This window comes from Flavobacterium sp. N2270 (assembly GCF_025947225.1).
Lineage (GTDB): Bacteria > Bacteroidota > Bacteroidia > Flavobacteriales > Flavobacteriaceae > Flavobacterium.
In genome coordinates this window covers 1818006-1839662 of sequence record NZ_CP110005.1, presented here as the reverse complement: position 1 = coordinate 1839662, position 21657 = coordinate 1818006, and the positions used below count along the sequence as shown (strand labels likewise).

Genomic DNA, 21657 nt, shown 5'->3' with positions numbered 1-21657 from the left:
TATTATATTTGATAGGTTTTTAAAAATTTTATATGAAAAAATTAATACTTTTATTATTTCTAAGTAACTTTTATTTAGTTAATGCCCAAATTTTTGATGTTGATAATAGTTTTAACCCTTCAGACACAGGTGAATTTGTTCAAAACATTGGGTTTACAGGTGATTTTCTTAATGATGGAAAAATAATTTCTGTAAAAAAAACCTTCAATAATGAAAAAAAAATAGTTCGAATAAATCCTAATGGAAGTATTGACAATTCATTTACACAAACTTCATTTTATTATCCAGAAGCTATTGAAATTAATGTTTTTACAAATAAAATAGATGGAGACTTTTACATTGCTAGAAAAAATCTCAATAATACAATTTTAGAACATTACAATCCAGATGGTACCATTGATACAAATTTTAATATTTGCTTAATAACTTCAAGTTCAGGTTTAAAAGATGTTTATGCACTAAAAATAATGAATGATGGTAATTTAATAGTTGCCGGTAATTTTAATAACGTAAACTCTTTAAACTATTCTAATATTTGTAAAATATCTAATCTTGGAATAGTAGATACAAATTTTAATATTGGAACAGGTTTTAATAATATTATTAGGGCAATTGATATACAGTCTGACAATAAAATAATTGCAGTAGGTGAGTTTGATACATATAATGGTAATAATTATAATAACTCTATTAGAGGAATAGCTCGATTAAATTATAATGGATCTTTAGATACTAGTTTTGGCGTTTATTATTCAATTAGTTCTTTTGGTGGAACTCAAAATGGGTATAATCATTCCTCTGGTCAGTTCTATGATGTTAAAATTCAGAATGATGGAAAAATTGTTACTTCTGGAGTAAATATAAGAAGAAATGGGTCAAATTACAGTCAAGGTTTAGTTAGATTAAATAGTAATGGTTCAATCGACCTGAGCTTTACTTCAACTGCTTCTGGTTCGAAAAAATTTATAATTGATAATTATGGTTGGTTTTATTATCAGAGCGGTAATAGATTGAGATTAGCGAATAATATTGGATTTACACAATACACCTCGTCCTTTATTGACCTTAATACAAGTCCAAATAATACATATTATTTTATATTATTAAATAATAAGATTATTGTTAACGGAAATTATATAAATTCTGATGGTATTACAAGAAATGGTTTTTTTAGATTAAATATGAATGGTAGCATTGATTTAACTTTTAATCCTCATTTTGGACCAAATATGATGAATAATGATAAACTTAAAATATTTAAATTACCAGATAATAAGTTGTTAATGTATGGAGGATTTACAACTTATAATGATATACCAGTAAAAAAACTTTTTAGATTAAATGAAAATGGAACTATTGATAATACCTTTAACCTTGATAGTACATTAACAAACTTAATTTTTTCTTCAAACACTGAAAATCCTTTAGAATTCAATCGTTACAATTATGATGGCAGCATTTATTTATCATTAATAAATCCTTATGGTTCAACATATATCATTAAACTAGATAATAATGGTTCAATTGATAATACTTTCAACAGTATTTATAAGCATCCTCTACAAATGATAGTGACAAACGATAATGAATTAATCTTAGTAGGTGCTAATTCAAATTCTTTTTTTACAAATAATGGATACAATATTTTAAAAAAATTTGATGCTAATGGATTAGTTGACAATAACTTTATGACCCAACCAGGTTTCATTCAAATCAAGCATATTGAATATTTAAACAATGAAAATATTATTTTAACAGCATACAATTCAAGTTATGACGATATTATCACTACAGTAGATTCTAATACTGGTAATAATTTAAATGAATTTTATACAACAACAAATGGGAATAATGGAAAAATTAGAACTAAAAAATTAAATGATAAAATTTATTTTTCCAATGAAGGTGGTGGACTAAACTCTTCTATATCTAGATTAAATAATGATGGTACATTTGATTATAGTTTTAATCAAATTTCAATTAATTATCCAAAATATTTCAATTTTTTTAGCAGTAATAATCACATTATTGTATTAGATAATGACAATCTTAATAATTTAAACAAAATACTAAAAGTATATGATTATGATGGAAATTATTTGTATAATATTGATATACCTGTTAAAAGTGGAACAGATAATAGTACTTTAAATTTTTACAATTCATTTGCTATACAAAATTGCGAAAGTATAATTGTTAGTGGAGATTTTGAAAATATTTTAAATTCAAACAAGTCATTTATTTCTAGAATTAAAAATCCAAATCTTTCACTAACTCCAGCACCAACTGGAGATACCATTCAATCTTTTTCTTTAGGACAGACATTGAATGATTTAATCGTTTATGGTCAAAATATCCAGTGGTATAGCAATCAAAATATTTGTTCAGAAATAACACATAACTGGTATAAAAATTCACTTTCAAACAATTCTACAAATATCCTATTACCAAATAATACGCCATTAGTAGACGGAACTACATATTATGCATCACAAACAATTAATGGTATAGAAAGTAACCATCGACTACCAGTTACAGTCCATCAGCTTCTCAGTAATGATTCTTTTGACAATAAAAAAGTATGGATATATCCTAATCCTACTAAAAACTTTATTAACATTAATACTGAAAAAGAAATTTCAAAAGTAGAATTATTTAACTTGGTCGGTCAAAAAATTAAAAGCTTTAAAGACTTAAATGAAATTGATATTTCTGACCTACAGAATGGAACATATCTAATAAAAATTATCTTTTACGATAATAGTATTATAGATGATAAAATAATTAAATTTTAATTAAATTATTTTGGTTTTGTAGCTAATTCGTATAATCAAAACCATATAACCAAAATATGAAACCAGCCCTTACCCACTTAATCGAAGCCGAGAAAAAAGCAGAAATCTTATTTCAAGAAATTGAAAATAGAAATCTGGTAATTGCTGGAAAAACGGAACGTGAATTGAATAATGAGGTATTTGAATTGGCATTTGAATTGTTTGGCATTCGTAAGTTTTGGCACAAGCGCATTGTTCGTTCGGGTAAGAATACTTTATTGCCTTATAAAGAGAATCCGCCTAACTTAGCTATTCAAGAAGATGACATTCTATTTTTTGATTTCGGACCTGTATTTGAAGATTGGGAAGCAGATGTTGGTAAAACTTATGTACTTGGAAATAATGCGCCAAAACTAAAGTTAAAACAAGATGTAGAACTTGCTTGGAAAGAAGGAAAAGTGTATTTCGATTTAAATAAAGACAAGCTAACTGGCGCTGATTTTTTTAATTACACTAAAGAATTGGCTAAAAAATATGGTTGGGAATATGGAAACCATCATTGCGGACATTTAGTGGGTAATTTCCCGCATGAAAAACTTCTTGGCGAAGATGAAATCAATTATATTCATCCCAATAACGATGTCAATAACGATGTATTAATGTCGGCAAAAGATATTAATGGAGAAGAACGATTTTGGATTTACGAAATTCACTTTATAAACAAAGAGCTAGAAATTGGAGGCTTTTTTGAGCAATTATTGTCTTAAAACAAAATAATTTACACATTTAAAATATCATGATAAAAACAATTATAACATTCACTTTTGCATTAATTTCATGTTCCATTTATGGGCAAAACTCAAAAGAAACCAGTTCTCCCGCTTTCAAAATTGATATTGAAATTAATGGTGAAAAATATCATGTAAATGATGGTGATACTTTAACTGTTAATAACAATAAAATAATTGCTCGAATTTCTAATTCTGTAACGTTTGATTATGGAATTTTAAAATTTGATTATCCTAAACATTTTGCATTTTCAAGCGAAACAGATTTTGGATATCAAAATTGGACGTTAGACGGAAATAATTTTGTTGTTTCCTATTTTAAATTAAGTTCAGAAGTTGAATTAGACATGCTAATAAAAGAGATTGTTATAAAATTTGGTAAAAAGAACTGCACCGTTAACAAAAAAACTTCTAAAATTGGCAATACAAGCCTTGAAGGCAAAAGAATTAACGTTGAATTATTAGGTCAAAAATTAACTTATGACATGTATAAAGTTAAATCAAATGATGGAAGTTCACATTTCATCTCTTTCCAAGATTCAAAAAACGATGATGGAAGTGATTCATTAGAGTCTATAGAAACATTATCTTTAATTAATTCCACTTTTTTTATTAAACAAAACAAGCAAGAAAGAGTTCGTTAAATAAACGAGAGAAAATAGTATTTTAAAACAACTTCAGTGGAGAAATACTATATTTGTTTTTTAGCTTATATAAATGAACAAACATCATTCCTTAAAGTACCGAAAAGACATAGATGGTTTAAGAGCAATTGCAGTATTGGCTGTTATTTTTTTTCATTTTGGATATTTTACAAACGGTTATTTAGGTGTTGATATCTTTTTTGTAATAAGCGGTTTTTTAATTACTTCAATTATTTATAAAAGTGTTTTAGTTCGTAATTTTTCTATAAAAACCTTTTATTTAAAGCGAATTAGAAGAATATTTCCTTTAGTATTTTTCACCTCTGCAACAGCCTTAGTTATAGGTTATTTTACAATGTTACCAGATGATTTAGAAAACTTAGGTGCATCAATCGTTGCCACAAATTTCTTTGCTAATAATATATTACAATTAATTACCACCGGAAATTATTGGTTTACTGTAAATGACTTTAAGCCTCTAATGCACACTTGGAGTCTAGGAATTGAAGAACAGTTTTATATTGTATATCCATTCCTGTTTCTCTTTCTTAAGAAAAAGAATATTTTACCAATACTAATTATTTTAACGTTTTTCTCTGCTTTTGGTTTTCTTTTAACTGAAAATGAATATTATCAATTTTACTTAATGCCATACCGATTCTTTGAACTTTCAATTGGCGGAATTGGTGCTATTGTATGTTTAAATAAAAAAGTAAGCAGTCATTTAAAAGCTATTTGTTTGGTACTAATTATCTTTCTTTTGTGCGTTGACATTTCAATCCCTAAAAATATAATTGTACTCGTTTTAATTAGTTCTACATTGATTGTTTTGTTAGAATCTGAAGCAAAAAATAAACTACTACATAGCGTTTTAGAAAATAAAATAATGATTGGCTTAGGGAAAATAAGTTTTAGCTTGTATATGTGGCATCAAATTGTTTTGGCGTTTACTAGATACATCATTAAATATGATTTTAAACCTATAGATTACTTCTTTATCTTTGGAATTACAGTAGTTTTATCAATTCTTAGTTATAACTTTATTGAACAACCTTTTAGAAATAAAGAAAAAGTAAGTAATACCCAGACTTTACTCATTACTGGAATTTCGTTTTTACTTTTAACCGGAACTTCGTTTTATTTTTATGCAACTTCTGGAATCATAAAAGATATTCCCGAATTAGATATTACTAAAAATAAAACACCTCTTAATTATAATGTATTCAACACCAAAAAAAATCCACATATCAGTTATAATGCTCGGATTTACGATTATGATAAAGAGTTTACATCTAAGACAAAAATTAAGGTTTTAGTTATAGGAAATAGCTTTGCAAGAGATTGGGCTAATGTACTATTAGAATCAAATTATGCTTCAAAAATAGAACTTTCGTATATTGAAAATTCTGATAACTTAATTGAACATCAATCTAAATTTGACTCAGCTGATTATATCTTTTTCTCAGCAATTAAAATGCAAAATTATAAATTGCTGAGAAAACAACTTTCAATTGACTCTAATAAGGTATGGAATGTAGGGCTTAAAAACTTTGGGGTTACAAACGGAATCTTTTATAATGCCAAAAAAGATACTGCTTATTACAAACAAAGAACAATTATGGCAAAAAGTTATTTTGAAGATCATTTAGCCTTAAAAAAAGAATGGAATGAAAGATATATTGATTTAATTGCATTAGTAATTGACAACAAAAAAACGGTTCCTGTTTTTACTCCAAATCATAAATATATTAGTCATGACTGCAAGCATTTTACAAAAAACGGTGCACTATATTTTGTTGAATTATTAAAAATAAATGAAGGGACAATATTTAAATAATTTTTTAACCAATTACTTTCTTTGTTCTTGCCTATTTTTATAATAAATTTACATTTCTATAAAAACATCTTTACTTAAAATATGAGTGATTTTAAAAATACTACTTCTTCACGAAGAAAAAGAAAATTAGAAAAAGCATTTTTTAGAATCAAACATTTACCAAGAGGTTTAGATTTTTTCAGGTATTCTTTTAATAAATTATATACTTATTATTTAAAACTGATAAAAAGTACTAAGGTTGCTCATCCATCAAGTATTATGATAGAAGTAACTAACCATTGTAATTTAAAATGCATTACTTGTCCTAGAGAATATGTTTTTGGCGATGAAATGGACAAAGGCTTTATTCCTATTGAAGAATTAAAAAAAGTTGTTGATCAGGCTTATCCTTATGTAGATTCGATAGGACTTACAGGACTTGGTGAAACCATGTTGTACAAACCACTTGTTGAAGCGGTAAATTATATTAAGTCTAAAAACAAAGGCATAATCATTTCAATTTCTATAAATGCTCATTTACCTAAAAGTATCGAAATTGCTGAACAGATAATTGGAAAAATAGACACTATTCAAATTTCAATAGACGGATTAAGAGATGTATATGAAAATGTACGATTAGAAGGTGATTATTCTTTTTTTATTAAAAACACTGCTGAAATTGCTAAAATTGCTAAAAAACAAAACGGCAATACCGAACTAATGTTTAATATGGTAGTAATTAAAGAAAACTATCATCAAATGGCAGAGATTGTAAAAGTGGCTGGAGAAATAGGTATAAAATATGTAGATTTTCAAACTATGAATGTTACCTCAACACCTGCAGTAAGTACAGATATTTATAAAATGTACGACACTCCACAATTTAAAGAAGCACTTAAAGAAGCCTATAAAGTGGCTCAAGAAAATGGTGTTGAACTAAGTACATTTGATTTTAAAACTGCCAATAACTTTCAAAAATGTTCATTGCCTTGGAGTCATTTTTACGTGAGTTGGAACGGATGGATGTCGCCATGCTGTGCAAAACCCTTTCCTAAAATATTAAACTTTGGAAATGTTTTTAAAGACGGACTAATGAAAACTTTAAACACTCCAGAATATCGAGCTTTTAGAACACAATGGCACAAAAATGAAACTCCCGATTTTTGTAAAAAATGCCATATAATAGATATTCCTCCTATTGATTTAGATAATAAACACTAATTTTCAATAACTCTCTGGTCAATTTTATATTTTGTTTAACTTTTAATACTATTTTTTAAACAAATAATTCTTTATCTTTGAAGTAAAATAAATTGCTATGGCTAAAGAAATAAAAATAAGTAAAGAAAAAATCATAAGTGCATACACTAAAATGATTGTAGAAGAAGGTAAAAAACCAAATTCAATTTACCATTTTTGTCAGTTATTAAAAATAGAAGAACCTCAATTTTATCAATTCTTCTCTAGTTTTGAACACCTTGAGGAAAGTATTTTTGAAAATTTATTTGAAAGTACTTTAAATTTACTTTCAAAAAGCGATGAATACAACAGTTACGATGCTAAAACAAAAGTATTGAGTTTTTACTTTACTTTTTTTGAGCAATTAACTGCCAACAGAAGTTTAGTACTTCATCTTTTAACCGAAGATAGAAATAAGCTTGAAAATCTTAAAAAACTAACAGGTCTTAGAAAACACTTTAAGAGCTATATTGATGGTTTAGGAATTGAAACAATTAATATACCACAAGAAAAGATACAAAAAATCCAACACAAAAGTATTTCTGAAATGGCATGGATTCAAATGATGATGACTTTAAAGTTTTGGATGGAAGACAAATCGCCTTCATTTGAAAAAACAGATATTTTTATTGAAAAATCAGTTCATGCAAGCTTTGACATGTTAGACGTTACGCCTTTTAAAAACATCATTGATTTTGGTAAATTTCTTTGGAAAGAGAAAATGAATAACTAATTATGAAAACACTAGACAGTATTCCTACGTCCAAAATTCAACGTGCTTCTAAACTGATTCAAACAGGTGCAAAAGTAGGTGTGAATTATTTAAAATATTATGGTGATAAATTGGTTAAAACCGAAGAAGAAGCCAAAGAAAGCTTAAATCAATCTAATGCTGAAGATATTTACGATGGCTTGAAACAAATGAAAGGAAGTGCTTTAAAAGTAGCGCAAATGCTGAGTATGGAAAAAAGTATTTTGCCTCGTGCTTATGTAGAGAAATTTTCTCTTTCTCAGTTTTCTGTTCCGCCTTTATCGGCTCCTTTGGTTATCAAAACATTTAAAAGTTATTTTGGAAAAGCGCCAAATGAAATCTTTGATACATTTAACCCAGAATCCATTAACGCAGCAAGTATTGGGCAAGTACATCAGGCGGAATTAGAAGGTAAAAAATTAGCCGTTAAAATTCAATATCCGGGTGTAGCACAAAGCATTTCGTCGGATTTAGCATTGGTAAAACCCATTGCTATTAAAATGTTCAATATAAAAGGAAAAGATTCTGACAAATATTTTCGGGAAGTTGAAAATAAGTTAGTAGAAGAAACCGATTATATCAATGAAGTAAAACAAAGTAAAGAAGTTGCTTTGGCTTGTAAACATTTGCCCAATTTATTGTTTCCAGAATATTATGAACAATGGTCTTCTGACCGCATCATTACAATGGATTGGATGACAGGTAAACACCTTTCAGAATTTACTGCTGTAAATACAAGTCAGGAAACTTCAAATATAATTGGTCAAGCCCTTTGGGATTTTTACATGTATCAAATGCACGTAATTAAAAAAGTACATGCCGATCCGCATCCAGGAAACTTTTTAGTTTCGGAAGAAGGAAAATTAATTGTGCTCGATTTTGGTTGTATGAAAGAAGTTCCAGAAGATTTTTATGTTCCTTATTTTGAATTGGCTAAAAAAGAAAACATCAACAATCCAGCAATTTTTGAAGAAAAGCTGTATGAATTAGAAATCTTAAAACCTGAAGATACTGCTGAAGAAAAAGTATTTTTCTCTAAATTATTTCATGAAATGCTGAGTTTATTTACCCAACCGTTTCATGAAGACTCGTTTGATTTTTCTGATGACGTTTTTTTTGGTAAAATTGCCGACTTGGGTGAAAAATATTCAAAAAGTACTGAGATTAGAAATATGAATGGAAATAGAGGTTCTAAGCACTTTATTTACATTAACAGAACCTTCTTTGGTTTATACAATTTAATGCACGACATAAAGGCTAATAAGGTAATCATTAATAATTATAAGCAGTTTTAATGAAAAGAGAATTAAGCTATATAGAAATTGATAGAGTAATTGAAATGGCTTGGGAAGACAGAACTACTTTTGAAGCTATTGAATTTCAATTTGGTTTATCAGAAATGGACGTAAAAGCATTAATGCGAAATAAATTAAAACGTTCAAGCTATGAATTATGGCGTAAACGAGTAACCAATAGAAAAACCAAGCACGAAAAATTGCGAAGTTTTACAGAAGGTCGATTTAAATGCAAACTACAAAGACAAATTACTAACAATAAGATATCCAAGCGATAAAAAAATCCACTAGAAAACACTAGTGGATTTTTTTGTTAATTTTTCTTAAAATTAAGTTTTGAAAGAAGCAAATTTAGTATTTTTAAAAAAAATCAAAAATGCTAATCCCATTAGTTGCCAATACTACTGTTCATATACCTAATTTAATAAATGATTTAGGATTAATTCTAATTACAGCGGCAATTGCTGTATTGATTTTTAAAAAATTAAAACAACCGCTAGTTTTAGGTTATTTAGTTGCTGGTTTTTTAGCTAGTTCTCATTTTTCATTTTTCCCTTCTGTAAAAGATACAAATAGTATAACGGTTTGGGCCGAAATTGGTGTAATATTTTTACTATTTAGCTTAGGTTTAGAGTTTAGTTTTAAAAAATTAATAAAAGTTGGAGGAACTGCTTCTATAACAGCATTGACGCAAATTATTTCCATGATTATTCTTGGTTACTATGTAGGAAAATTTATGGGTTGGGATGAAATGAACTCAATATTTCTAGGAGTAATTTTATCTATTTCCTCTACCACAATTATTTTAAAAGCTTTTGATGAACTGGGCGTAAAGTCGCAAAAGTTTACCGGAAATGTTATTGGTGCTTTAATTGTACAAGATATTGTAGCTATTTTAATGATGGTTTTACTTTCTACCATTGCGGTAAGTCAGCAGTTTTCGGGAACAGAGTTACTTTTATCGTTACTTAAGTTAAGTTTCTTTTTAGCTATTTGGTTTATATCTGGAATCTTTTTTATTCCTACATTATTAAAAAAATTAAAACCATTATTTACCGATGAAATGTTACTCATCATTTCATTAGCATTGTGTTTATTAATGGTTATTTTTGCGGCTAATGTTGGGTTTTCTGCTGCATTAGGAGCATTCATCATGGGTTCAATTATTGCTGAAACCAATGAAGCCGAACATATTGAACATTTAGTAAAACCAGTAAAAGATTTATTTGGTGCTGTTTTCTTTGTATCGGTTGGAATGCTTATAAATCCTGACACGTTAATAGAATACGCGTTTCCTGTAATGATCTTGACTTTGATTACCATTTTTGGACAATCTATCACTTCTACTATTGGAACTATAATTTCGGGGCAACCTTTAAAAGAATCCATACAAACGGGAATGAGTTTGTCTCAAATTGGAGAATTCTCTTTTATTATTGCCACACTTGGTGCTTCGTTAAACGTTACTGGTGACTTCTTATACCCTATTGTTGTTGCCGTTTCGGCGGTGACTGCTTTTACAACTCCATACATGATAAAGTATGCCACGCCCGTTGCTGGCTTTGTTGAAAATAAACTTCCTAAAAGATGGGTTAAGCGAATTGAAATATATAGTGCTAATGCACAAGCTATCAAAACTGTTAGTACATGGCAAAAAGCAATTAAAGAATATGTTTTTCAAGTATTAATTCATTCTATTATATTATTTGCAATCATTCAAATGTCAAAACGCTTTTTATTGCCTTTTATGAGTGATTTTAGTTATGGAAATATTGTAACGGCAATTATAACTTTTATGATTATTGCTCCTTTTTTATGGGCTTTATCGTTAAGACGAATTGCAACAACTGAAGTGCAAGAATTATTAAAAAACAAGAAACATCATGGTCCTATTTTGGTTTTAATCTTCATTAGAATGGTTATTGGACTATTCTTTATAGGAATGATGTTAAATAATTTCTTTTCGCCTGGAATTGCTGTTTTGGCTTTTGTTCTTTCGGTTGTGTTAATTATGTTATTTCCAAAAAAAATTAATAAGCTTTATTTAAAAATTGAAAATCGTTTTATTAAAAATTATAATCAAAGAGAACTTTCGGTAAAAAAAATAAACCGAAATAATTTATCTCCTTGGGACGGCCATTTGGCCAACTTTATTATTGTTCCTGAATCTGATTTAGTAGGTAAACCACTAGAAGAAATAAAAATTAGGGAAGAAATAGGTGTTAATATTGCCTATATAAAACGTGGAAACTTACACATTAATGTTCCTACAAAATATGAAAAGCTATATCCAAGTGATGAAATTTTTGTTATTGGTACAGATGTTCAAGTGAAAGAATTTGGTGATTATTTGAAAAAACATGAGTTTAAGTTTATTGAAGAAGAAGACTCAGATATTGTGTTACAACAATTTGAGCTAGAACATCAAAATTTTATTGGAAAAACTATTAGAGAGTCTCAATTAAGAGAAAAAACAAATGGTTTAATTGTAGGTGTAGAACATAACGGAAAAAGAATTTTAAATCCTGAATCTAATTTTATTTTAAGTAAAAACGATGTGGTTTGGGTTGTGGGAGATAGAAAAAAGGTTGCTTTGTTTTTTGCATAAACTATTTTATAAGTCCACTGACTGAGTAATTTGTAAAGATATGTTAAGATTATGTTAGATAATGAAGTAAGTAAAAATGAAGCCATTCACTGGACTACTTGTAGGGAATGTAAGGGACTAGGTAAAAAAAGTAGAAGGCCCAGTAAAAAGGCACAACTTCTTTACAAGGCAGCATTTGAACAGTTTGAAAAATCTAATGGAACAGAAAGCGTTCCAAATCGTCCTAAAGGTCATTTTGATTCTTGTAAAAACTGTTCTGGTTCTGGTCTTGTTCCTTCTGACAAACCTACTGAAGTAGATAAAGAAAATTATCCACACGTGGCCATTATTGGTGCTGGTATTGGCGGAGTAGCTTTGGCTGTAGCCTGTTTGCACCGTGGCATACCTTTTACGCTTTATGAGCGCGATACTAATTTTAATGCCCGTTCTCAAGGATACGGACTCACTTTACAACAAGCAAGTAAAGCTATTGAAGGTTTAGGAATTTTCTCTTTAAAAAAAGGTATTATTTCAACACGGCATGTGGTACACAACACAGATGGAAAAATAATTGGAGAATGGGGATTTAGAAATAGAAATAACCTATTAGCTCCAGAAAAACCTTCTAAACGAAGAAATATTCATATAGCAAGGCAAGCTTTGCGTTTGGCTTTACTTGAGCAGCTTGGCGATGAAAATATGGTGCAATGGAATCATCAATTAATGAGTTTTACAGAAAAGGAACATAAAGGTGTTGAACTGACCTTTGAAGTTGATGGTAAAATAAAAAAGGCTAAAGCCGATGTTTTAATAGGAGCTGATGGAATTCGCAGTACCGTGAGAAAATTAGTAATAGGTGAAGAAGTGAGTCCTTTGCGTTATTTAGGTTGTATAGTGATTTTGGGTATTTGTCCTTTATCTGCACTTAAAAATATTGAAAGTTCATTATTGGATTCAGCAACTGTATTTCAAACTGCTAATGGTGATGAGCGAATTTATATAATGCCTTTTACGGCCGACTCGGTGATGTGGCAACTTAGTTTTCAAATGACTGAAGATGAAGCTAAAAACTTGAGTAATTTAGGTACTAAAGCACTCAAAGAAGAGGCTTGTAGGAGAACGCAATGGCATAGTCCGGTTCCGCAAATTTTAGAAGCAACACTAGAAAATCAAATTACAGGATATCCTGTATATGATAGAGCTTTACTGAATGGTGAATTACTAGAAAAAGCAACGCAAGTTTCACTTATTGGCGATGCAGCTCACCCTATGAGTCCGTTTAAAGGACAAGGTGCAAACCAAGCTTTGCTTGATGCTTTGTTGTTGGCTAGAACAATTGCAAAAGAGTGCAAATCTTTACCTTCATGGAGAAGTGCTGGAATTAAAAAAAAGGTGTTAGTTCCTTTTGAAAAAGAAATGCTTAAACGTAGTGCTTCAAAAGTAAAAGATTCTGCAGAAGCTGCACAATTTTTACATTCGGAAATTGTACTTATTGAAGGCGATGAAACGAGAGGACATATTGTAAAGAAAAAAGAAGTTTAAAAAATTTTATTAAATCTGTAAAGTATAAATGGTAGTTGATGATCAATTTTCATTAAAAACGGTTCTCGATACATTTTTTGTTTCGTTTTACTACACAAAAAACACTCGAACTGACGTTATAAATGATTACATCGGATAATTTTAACTCATAGGGGTTAATTAGTCTTAGGTGATTAATTTTCATCAATTTAAGTAAATATTGAAAGAAAAAAATCATAAAAAGAGGTTCTCGATACATTTTTTGTTTCGTTTTACTACACAAAAAATACTCGAACTGACGTTTTAAATAATTATATCTGAATAATAATTCAAATTTTGTATTTTTGGTTGTTTAAACGCCAAAATAATCCATTATATGCCAAAGCCTTTTTCTTATAAAATTGGGATTCATAGAAATCAAAAGGTAATCTTTATTCTTTTTGAAAAAGATTCAAACTTAATTCAAGAAGTAAAAAAAATTCAAGGTAGCATTTGGAGTCAATCTAAAAAAGTGTGGTATGTATTAGATACCGAATATAATCGATCTCTTTTTAACCTAGAGCCTCTATCCTACTCTCTTCCGTCTGAAGAAGGAATAAAGCATGTGCAAAAATTTTCTTATTGGTTAAAATCTAAACGGTATAGTGAAAACACTATAAAAACGTATACTGATGCTTTGAAATCGTTTTTGGTTTTTTATAATACTAAAGATATTTTGACGATAACAAATGAAGATTTAGTTACTTATAATAACGAATATATTATAAAAAATAATTTATCACATTCTTATCAAAACCAGCTAGTAAATGCAATTAAGTTATATTTTAAAACCATTCAAAATATAAGTTTAGAATTAGATAAAATTCATAGACCCAAGCGAGAAAAAGTGTTGCCCAATGTTTTAAGTAAGGAAGAAGTAAAAAAAATACTTGAAGCACATGTAAACCTAAAACACAGAGCTATGTTGAGTTTAATATATAGTTGTGGTTTACGAAGAAGCGAACTATTGCATTTAAAATCTACTGACATTGATTCTAAGAGAAATATAGTAATTATACGACAATCTAAAGGAAGAAAAGACCGAATAGCCCCTTTATCGCCAAAAATACTTGATTTATTACGAGATTATTACAAAATGTATAAACCGAAAAATTATTTATTTGAAGGAAAAACAGAAGAACAGTATTCAGAACAAAGTTTACAAAGCGTATTAAAACAAGCGTTAAAAAAAGTAAACATAACAAAACCCGTTACCTTACATTGGTTACGCCACAGTTATGCCACCCATTTACTTGAAAGCGGAACCGATTTGCGTTATATACAAGAATTACTTGGTCATAATAGTAGTAAAACAACCGAAATTTACACTCATGTAAGTACAAAAAGTTTGCAGCAAATAAAAAGTCCATTTGATGATTTATAAAAACATACTTTACATGGAGTATGTATGGAGTATGTATGGAGTATGTACGGAGTATGTATGGAGTATGTACGGAGTATGTACGGAGTATGTATGGAGTATGTACTTTTTAAATAAGTTATTTTTTTTGTTCAATTATGAATTAAATATAAAAAATTTTATTTAGATTTGGGTAAGAAAAAAGTATGATGCTTATCATACATATACAGCCAAAATTGGGCATATATGTATGACTACATCATACATATAAACAAGTTACCTGCAAGCTTAAGAAAACCAAAACAATGAGAAGAACAATAATACTTTTACTGACAATTTTTATCTCAAACGTATCTTACGGACAGAGAACTGAAACAGTTTACTTGAATGAAAAAGACAGCACCTCAAATATGTTCATAGCTGTTTTACCAAAAAATGAAAGTGTAAAATCGTTTATGATACTGTTGGATGGTTTTGGAAATTCCCCAAATAGTGCATTATCACAAACAGAAATTCCAAAATTTGCCACGAAAAATGGCATCTTGACAATTATGCCTGTTTTAAAGACAGGCTCTACATATTGGGGAAGTGATATTGCATCTCAAGAATCTTTAAAAGAAATTATTCTTCTTGTAGTTTCTAAATATCAATTAAAAGGTAAAGATTTTTATATTGGCGGATTTGGAATTGGCGGGACTTGTGCTGTAAAATATTCTGAATTAGCTGTTCAAGAAAATTATGAAATTAAACCGAAAGCAATTTTTGCAATTAATCCAATTCTTGATTGGGAACGTTATTATAATGGAGCAAAAAGAGTTATAAGACTTTCAGACACTACAAAAGTTAATGATGAAGTTTTCTATATGATTAGCCGAATAGAAAAAGAAATGGGTGGAACACCAGAAACAGTATTGGAAAGTTATCATTCCCAATCACCATATTCGTTCTCTGACATCACACAAAAAGCAATAAAAAACTTAATCAAAATTCCTATTATGATTATTTCAGAGCCTGACATTCAGTGGTACTTAAAAGAACGTAATTATGATTGTTCATATAACAACATTTTTGACCAAGTAGCAATGATTAATGAGTTACAAAGATTAGGTAATAAAAATGCAGTATTAATAACAACAACAAATAAAGGTTACAGAATGCCGAATAAAGTTAGACATCCCAATTCTTGGAGCATTGCAGACCCGAAACAAATAATAAAATGGCTACAGAAAATCTGATAACAAAGCCAGCAGGTAACAGGCGTTTGGCAAGATTGCGAATTTTGTGGTAAATTCACGTTTACATTTCGCAAGAAATTTTATCTTTGATAGAAAATAATCGGTTCCGAAGTTCGCAACCTCGCCAAGCGCCGGAACGTTGTAACACATTTTACCAAACCAAGAAAAATTGAGTAAATTAAGAAAATTAATAGACCAAATAACTGAATTCGGAATTAAACCGAAAGTTGGAATTTCAGACAAAACTGATGTCTTAAAAAAACTATTAGTTGAAATTTATTCTGAATATCTAAATGTAGAATTTGAATTTGACAACAAAGAATATGAAGAAGAACCAGAATTTGATTACGCAGAAATAAGAAAAAATGTAAAATCCAATTTTCCTAATTTTGATTGGTATAGTATGGTTTTGAATTTAAACGAAATACAACCAAATGTTGAAATTGGAATTGGAGATGCTTTAGACGATTTAACTGATATTATAAAAGACTTACTTACTGTAAAATGGAAAATGGACAACACAAGTGAAATGGATGCTCTTTGGGAATTTGATTTTTCTATGAGAACTCATTCGGAAAAACATTTAATTGACCTTTTGAAATTCATAAAAGAAAAAGAATAGCTGTAGATGAGTAAAAAAAAATTAAATATTTTACGACTATATATTATTGGTTTAATATGTATTGTCTGCTATTTCTTTTTGGAGAATACCAACGTGATTTCAAATCTCGTAGAAAAAATGAGTAAGTTTCGTTATGATGGATTTCCTACATTATTTCTAACTGGATTATTGAAATATGGATTATTGATAATCGGAATAGGAATTATTATAATTCTGACTTTTCAGTTAATCAGAGAAAAAACAAAAAAGTAATTTAATAAATAAAAACGTGTTACAACAGCAGTTAAAAGCAATGGCTTAGGCAAGGGCATACTTTCGAATTTTCTCCGAAAATTCAAAAGTTTGCGTTATATTTGTTTGGCTTGGTTTTGGCTCGTCGCCACTTCTTTTAGCTGCAAAACGTTACAAGCAAGGCTAACAGACAACCAACGAAATAAATAAAAACAAAATTAATGGAAAAGAAAAACTCTGAAGTAGGACAGGTTCAAGACTTTCAAAAAGGGTATTTAACTCTACCTTTTAATGAAGACCAATTTAAGGAATTCATAAAAGGACTTCTTGGAACACCGCAAACCATTACAAAAAGAATAAAGGGTAATTTCGAAGTACATTTAAAGGACTTACAAAATTTTCACGACTTAATAAATCAAAGAATTACTCAGCAGAATAACGGAAAACTCGTTCATCTGAAAACTCAAATTTACTATTCGGATGAATCTTCTGTTTTATTGAGTTCATATGAAGAATTAGTCACGTACAATGAAGTGAAACCGGTAATTTCCGAAGCAGTAAGAATGACTTGGGCTTATTTAATTCAATTTGCAGACAAAAATGTGCCTGAGAAGCAAGAAATCGAATTGATGATAGTTTCTACTCCACAAAGAAACGTGATTGAAGATGACGATATTCCTGTAATTTTTCCAAGTTACGGACAGTTTCGCATAATTATTAAGCATACAGCAAGAACTTGGGGAGCAGACATTGAATCTTTAATTACGAATCAAATTAATTCAATTTTGACGCCTTGCTCGAAATTGAAAGAATTTGTTAGACGAAGAAGTGAACGAATTGGACTGTTTACGGGATTGTTATTTTTAATTAGTTCGCTAGTCGGTATATTTTTCTACACACGGTCATTCAATATAAGCGAGATTAACAATGTAACGGAGTTTGTGAAAAACACAACCGTTATAGATGGAAAAATTGACTATTTGTTAAACTATATTGCACAAAACAACCAAAATTTATTTTTCCTTAAAAGTTTATTATTCATTGTTGTATCCATTTTTATCGCAATAATCTTGGGTGTTTGGGTTGAATCACAAGCAGACAATAAAACCAAAAGCTATCTAGTATTAACTAGAGAAGCAAAGAAAAACAGAGACTTACAAGTTAAGAAAAGCGAAAGAAAAGTTTATTGGTTTTGGGCTTCAATTGCTATAAGTATTTTGACAGGAATAGTTGCAAATTATGTTTTCAAATGGCTGACAGGACAATAAGCCCAGCTTGTAACAGCACCTACAAAAAATTGGCGGTTCAGTGGTTAAATGAAGTTTTGTGCTTCGTATCAAGTGTAGTGCTGGCAGACAGTTTAGTGCTTCGAAATCGCCAACTTCCTGTAGCTGCGAAACGTTATGCGTGATTTTGTCGAACGAACAAACAGTAATATTAAAATTAATAAACATATTATATGAAGAAAATAATTATTATTTCTCTTAGTTTCATTATAATGAGTTGTAATGAAAATACTGAACTATCAAAAAGAGCAACTGAATTACAAAAAACAAACGATAGCTTAATGACAGTTCTTAATACGTTGAAAACTAAATACATATTTGATCATGTATTTGTTAGGCATATTCCTGCAGAAAACAAAGAATTGAAAATAGGCCAAAAATATACTGGAGAATTTTTTTTTGTTGCGTATAATGATGAGGATAAAGTTTTGTTTTCACAAGAAAAAAATCCTTCTTTTTATGACACGTTAGAAGTAAAAAGAAAAACTAATGCTGCTTATGTGTATGAATCCACAGTGAGAAAAGACACTAATAATTATGTTTTCAAACCAATCATTAATAACAAAACTGCACTTGAATTTAAAAACTCCATTTATGGAAGTGGAAACCTTATTGCGGACAAAAGAATCGTAAAATAAAAAACCACGCATAACAGCAGTTAAAAGTAATGGCTTAAGCAAGGGCATACTTCCGAATTTTCTCCGAAAATTCAAAAGTTTGCGTTATATTTGTTTTGGCTTGGTCTTGGCTCGTCGCCACTTCTTTTAGCTGCAAAACGTTACCTGCAAGCTGAACAAAAAAATACGCAAATGAATATTTTACAGAAAATAGCTAGACGAATAATCAAAATTTCATTTGACACATCCGTTAAGACAATTGAGTGCTTCAGTGAAATGGATAAGTACCATAAACAAGTTAATGAATTAAGAAATCTTAAAAACGGTACTTTAGGAAAGGAAATTGCAAATTGTCTTGACAGTCATAGTTTGACATTAGTGCCCAAATATGAAAGCCATGATTTGAAACACGTTTTACTTAACTACCAAATGACAGCTGAAGACGAAATCCGAATGCAAGCTTTTATGGTTGGAAATGGAAATTATTCTATTCCTTCATTTGCCATTCTGTTTTTCGGAGCAATTTTACTTCCAGACTTGTGGCGTACTTTTTATTCGGACTTTAAAAAAGGGAAGAACTCTATCGGAATTTCGGAATGGACAATCGAAAAGTATGCAACTCGAAATCTAACTGAATTAAGAGCTGAATTATTAAAACCAGAATTTGAACATAAAACAATATTTGATATGAAACGAGTTACTAAATTTGGAGCTTTTGCTTCAATAGCAGCTGGTATTTTTGGAATGATATTCTGTTTGCCATTTCTTTTTTCATCTAATATGGCAGATTTAGTTGGTGCTGGATTTCCTTTTGTTGGAGGAGCAATATTAGCAGTTGGAGGACTTTTGGCTTTATCGAATTTATCACGACCGAATAAAAGCCAGCAGGTAACAGCCGTTTGTAGCAATTGCTAGGCTCGGTGTGTGTTCGGAATTTTGCTTCGCCAGTTCGCACAAAGTGCTCGAGTCTCCGAAAATTCCACGAGGAGTTTTGTACTTGTAATCTTTTGTCATAAATTTACGCAACTGCCACAAGCGGCAACACGTTAGCAGTGATTTTGCCTCAGAAAAGAAAATTTTTAGTTAATGAAAAAGACAATTAAAATACTAGCTTCTCTCCTATTCGTTCTTTTGATTTTCGGCTATTTGAACTTTTTCTCAAGCATTGTTTTTCCTTGGCAAAAAGCAGAAGCGATTAAAACGACATTAAATTGGGGCGGTTTAGCAGAACTGCCGAAAGAAGTAGAAAATCTTAGCGTTGAAAAATCAGGAAGTATGTTTACCCGAACTTTTACTATTGAATTTAAAGCTGATGAAAAGCAAATTGAAAATTGGATTCTTAATAGTAAGAGACTTAAAAAAAGTAAACCAAAAATAAAAGGAGTAAACAAAACTTACGAAGTTTTTCCGGGCGAAAATGAATCACTTGGTGGAAAAGTAAGTGTTGAAAAAGAAAAGGTCACAATCCGAATGAGTTGGAGTTAAAAAACCACTGCTAACAGCCGTTTGTAGCAATTGCTAGGCTTGGCTTGTGTTCGGAATTTTCTCCGAAAATTCTACGAGGAGTTTTGTACTTGTAAACTTTTGTTATAAATTTACGCAACTGCCACAAGCGGCAACACGTTGTACACAATATGAGAAAAACTTTATACATAATCCTAATTCTGTTATTATCAAATTGTGAGAAAACGAAAGAAATGACACAAGCAGAATATTTAGAAAAAGGGAAATTTATATGGCAAAACTTTGTGCCTAAATCTGGACAAGCAAAAACTGTTCAAGGTGAATTATTAAGAGCTATTGAGAAATTACGTGACGAAGCACACCGAAATGGAAACGGAAATTTTAATAACAATTGCCATAAATTATTAGTAGCATATCTGAGAGAAAAGCTAATTGATGAGAAAATATTTGATATAGAAACTATTAAGCAAATTAATGCTGATTTAGATAAAATAAATATTGAAAATCAACCATATTTGGAAGATGACATATTTGATAGAATTGGCGACCGAATTGTAGATTGGTTTGTCTTTTATGGAGATAAAAAATTACACCTTAATAATTCTGAATTGAATTGTTAAATAAATACTGTGTACAACAGCAGTTAGCCTCAATGGCTTGGTGCAGTTTTTGTCTGGAAAATCCTTCGGATTTTCCAAAGTTTGTCTATATTTGTGTTGTACAGTTCTAAATCATCGCCACTGAAGGCTAGCTGCAGGACGTTAGTAGAAAGCTTGGGATAACAAAGAAGAATCATTTAAAAACAAAAATTATGTTTGAATTAATTTGGGGAATATTTAATGGATTTTTACTTATTTATTTTATTGTAATATGCTTTAAATCAGTAAAAATAATTAAAGAAAAGATAGGAGTTTTTGCATCCCTGATTTTTGTTATAGGCTTATTATCATTTATGTCAAAACCAAATGAAAAAAATTTAGCCGATAAAAATATTGATTTTCTTAACCAATCAAATCCTAAAAAAGCATTTGATGGAAATTCGTTTTTTAAAGAAATCAAATTAGAAAATAATTTAGCTTCAGATATTGGACTATCAATTCTTGTAGGTGAAAAAGAAAATGAATATGTAATTCTGAATGCAAATTGTAGTAGAGCTGGATTCATAAGTGGAACAAATTGGAATGTTGAGAATATTGATATCGATAAAGAGAAAGACAAAAACTATTGTAATTACATCGTGAATGGAATTATGGAATGGAAAATACTCGGAATTACAATTTATTCAGAGCATAAACTATTTAATGGAAAAGCAATTTTAAAAAAATAAAGCCTTCTACTAACAGCGGTTTGCTTCAATGGCTACTTCCGGATTTTCCTACGGAAAATCC

General features: G+C 29.6%; 19 protein-coding genes. All 19 read left to right on the top strand.

What is annotated here, in order from left to right; all coding sequences use genetic code 11:
• Positions 1–32 precede the first annotated feature (32 nt).
• The 19 genes from OLM55_RS08600 to OLM55_RS08510 all read left to right on the top strand — a co-directional run bounded on the left by OLM55_RS08600 (position 33) and on the right by OLM55_RS08510 (position 21596).
• On the top strand, positions 33–2795 hold the full coding sequence (locus OLM55_RS08600) for a T9SS type A sorting domain-containing protein (protein WP_264558498.1): 2763 nt from the start codon (positions 33–35) through the stop codon (positions 2793–2795).
• A 56-nt stretch (positions 2796–2851) separates the two neighbouring features.
• Complete coding sequence (locus OLM55_RS08595; protein WP_264558497.1) at positions 2852–3541, top strand: M24 family metallopeptidase; 690 nt, start codon at positions 2852–2854, stop codon at positions 3539–3541.
• A 29-nt stretch (positions 3542–3570) separates the two neighbouring features.
• Entirely contained in the window at positions 3571–4206 is a 636-nt protein-coding gene (locus OLM55_RS08590) for a hypothetical protein (RefSeq protein WP_264558496.1), read from the top strand.
• A gap of 73 nt (positions 4207–4279) precedes the next feature.
• Positions 4280–6043: an acyltransferase family protein gene (locus OLM55_RS08585; protein WP_264558495.1), complete on the top strand. Its 1764-nt coding sequence runs from the start codon at positions 4280–4282 to the stop codon at positions 6041–6043.
• Positions 6044–6124: 81 nt separating this feature from the next.
• Positions 6125–7243 carry a radical SAM protein gene (locus OLM55_RS08580; protein WP_264558494.1) on the top strand — a complete coding sequence of 373 codons (1119 nt, stop codon included), beginning with the start codon at positions 6125–6127 and terminating at the stop codon, positions 7241–7243.
• Between the two features lie 97 nt (positions 7244–7340).
• The gene (locus tag OLM55_RS08575) at positions 7341–7994 is read left to right on the top strand and encodes a TetR family transcriptional regulator C-terminal domain-containing protein (RefSeq protein WP_264558493.1); all 654 of its coding nucleotides are present in this window, start codon (positions 7341–7343) and stop codon (positions 7992–7994) included.
• A gap of 2 nt (positions 7995–7996) precedes the next feature.
• Positions 7997–9307, top strand: coding sequence for an ABC1 kinase family protein (locus OLM55_RS08570; protein ID WP_264558492.1), 1311 nt, complete (start codon positions 7997–7999; stop codon positions 9305–9307).
• The gene (locus OLM55_RS08565; protein WP_264558491.1) at positions 9307–9585 is read left to right on the top strand and encodes a TIGR03643 family protein; all 279 of its coding nucleotides are present in this window, start codon (positions 9307–9309) and stop codon (positions 9583–9585) included. Before OLM55_RS08570 ends, OLM55_RS08565 begins: the two co-directional genes overlap by 1 nt.
• Positions 9586–9683: 98 nt before the next feature.
• Complete coding sequence (locus tag OLM55_RS08560) at positions 9684–11915, top strand: cation:proton antiporter (protein WP_264558490.1); 2232 nt, start codon at positions 9684–9686, stop codon at positions 11913–11915.
• Positions 11916–11966: 51 nt separating this feature from the next.
• On the top strand, positions 11967–13436 hold the full coding sequence (locus tag OLM55_RS08555) for an FAD-dependent oxidoreductase (protein WP_264558489.1): 1470 nt from the start codon (positions 11967–11969) through the stop codon (positions 13434–13436).
• 355 nt (positions 13437–13791) lie between these two features.
• Complete coding sequence (gene xerA, locus OLM55_RS08550; protein ID WP_264558488.1) at positions 13792–14838, top strand: site-specific tyrosine recombinase/integron integrase; 1047 nt, start codon at positions 13792–13794, stop codon at positions 14836–14838.
• 281 nt (positions 14839–15119) lie between these two features.
• Positions 15120–16049, top strand: coding sequence for an alpha/beta hydrolase (locus OLM55_RS08545; protein WP_264558487.1), 930 nt, complete (start codon positions 15120–15122; stop codon positions 16047–16049).
• 169 nt (positions 16050–16218) lie between these two features.
• Positions 16219–16671 carry a DUF5063 domain-containing protein gene (locus OLM55_RS08540; protein WP_264558486.1) on the top strand — a complete coding sequence of 151 codons (453 nt, stop codon included), beginning with the start codon at positions 16219–16221 and terminating at the stop codon, positions 16669–16671.
• Positions 16672–17123: 452 nt separating this feature from the next.
• The gene (locus tag OLM55_RS08535; protein ID WP_264558485.1) at positions 17124–18170 is read left to right on the top strand and encodes a hypothetical protein; all 1047 of its coding nucleotides are present in this window, start codon (positions 17124–17126) and stop codon (positions 18168–18170) included.
• Positions 18171–18361: 191 nt separating this feature from the next.
• Positions 18362–18826, top strand: a complete 465-nt coding sequence (locus tag OLM55_RS08530) for a hypothetical protein (RefSeq protein WP_264558484.1) — start codon at positions 18362–18364, stop codon at positions 18824–18826.
• 171 nt (positions 18827–18997) lie between these two features.
• Positions 18998–19720 carry a hypothetical protein gene (locus tag OLM55_RS08525; protein ID WP_264558483.1) on the top strand — a complete coding sequence of 241 codons (723 nt, stop codon included), beginning with the start codon at positions 18998–19000 and terminating at the stop codon, positions 19718–19720.
• 171 nt (positions 19721–19891) lie between these two features.
• The gene (locus OLM55_RS08520; RefSeq protein WP_264558482.1) at positions 19892–20290 is read left to right on the top strand and encodes a hypothetical protein; all 399 of its coding nucleotides are present in this window, start codon (positions 19892–19894) and stop codon (positions 20288–20290) included.
• 149 nt (positions 20291–20439) lie between these two features.
• Complete coding sequence (locus tag OLM55_RS08515; protein WP_264558481.1) at positions 20440–20889, top strand: hypothetical protein; 450 nt, start codon at positions 20440–20442, stop codon at positions 20887–20889.
• 191 nt (positions 20890–21080) lie between these two features.
• Positions 21081–21596: a hypothetical protein gene (locus OLM55_RS08510; protein WP_264558480.1), complete on the top strand. Its 516-nt coding sequence runs from the start codon at positions 21081–21083 to the stop codon at positions 21594–21596.
• The last annotated feature ends 61 nt before the right edge of the window (positions 21597–21657 follow it).

Bases quoted from the DNA above. Each gene is read 5' to 3' on its own strand.
- OLM55_RS08570 (WP_264558492.1), top strand. From the start codon at position 7,997: ATGAAAACACTAGACAGTATTCCTACGTCCAAAATTCAACGTGCTTCT.
- OLM55_RS08545 (WP_264558487.1), top strand. From the start codon at position 15,120: ATGAGAAGAACAATAATACTTTTACTGACAATTTTTATCTCAAACGTA.
- xerA (WP_264558488.1), top strand. From the start codon at position 13,792: ATGCCAAAGCCTTTTTCTTATAAAATTGGGATTCATAGAAATCAAAAG.
- OLM55_RS08575 (WP_264558493.1), top strand. From the start codon at position 7,341: ATGGCTAAAGAAATAAAAATAAGTAAAGAAAAAATCATAAGTGCATAC.
- OLM55_RS08515 (WP_264558481.1), top strand. From the start codon at position 20,440: ATGAGAAAAACTTTATACATAATCCTAATTCTGTTATTATCAAATTGT.
- OLM55_RS08580 (WP_264558494.1), top strand. From the start codon at position 6,125: ATGAGTGATTTTAAAAATACTACTTCTTCACGAAGAAAAAGAAAATTA.
- OLM55_RS08565 (WP_264558491.1), top strand. From the start codon at position 9,307: ATGAAAAGAGAATTAAGCTATATAGAAATTGATAGAGTAATTGAAATG.
- OLM55_RS08600 (WP_264558498.1), top strand. From the start codon at position 33: ATGAAAAAATTAATACTTTTATTATTTCTAAGTAACTTTTATTTAGTT.
- OLM55_RS08530 (WP_264558484.1), top strand. From the start codon at position 18,362: ATGAAGAAAATAATTATTATTTCTCTTAGTTTCATTATAATGAGTTGT.
- OLM55_RS08560 (WP_264558490.1), top strand. From the start codon at position 9,684: ATGCTAATCCCATTAGTTGCCAATACTACTGTTCATATACCTAATTTA.
- OLM55_RS08590 (WP_264558496.1), top strand. From the start codon at position 3,571: ATGATAAAAACAATTATAACATTCACTTTTGCATTAATTTCATGTTCC.
- OLM55_RS08535 (WP_264558485.1), top strand. From the start codon at position 17,124: ATGGAAAAGAAAAACTCTGAAGTAGGACAGGTTCAAGACTTTCAAAAA.
- OLM55_RS08520 (WP_264558482.1), top strand. From the start codon at position 19,892: ATGAAAAAGACAATTAAAATACTAGCTTCTCTCCTATTCGTTCTTTTG.
- OLM55_RS08510 (WP_264558480.1), top strand. From the start codon at position 21,081: ATGTTTGAATTAATTTGGGGAATATTTAATGGATTTTTACTTATTTAT.
- OLM55_RS08525 (WP_264558483.1), top strand. From the start codon at position 18,998: ATGAATATTTTACAGAAAATAGCTAGACGAATAATCAAAATTTCATTT.
- OLM55_RS08555 (WP_264558489.1), top strand. From the start codon at position 11,967: ATGTTAGATAATGAAGTAAGTAAAAATGAAGCCATTCACTGGACTACT.
- OLM55_RS08595 (WP_264558497.1), top strand. From the start codon at position 2,852: ATGAAACCAGCCCTTACCCACTTAATCGAAGCCGAGAAAAAAGCAGAA.
- OLM55_RS08585 (WP_264558495.1), top strand. From the start codon at position 4,280: ATGAACAAACATCATTCCTTAAAGTACCGAAAAGACATAGATGGTTTA.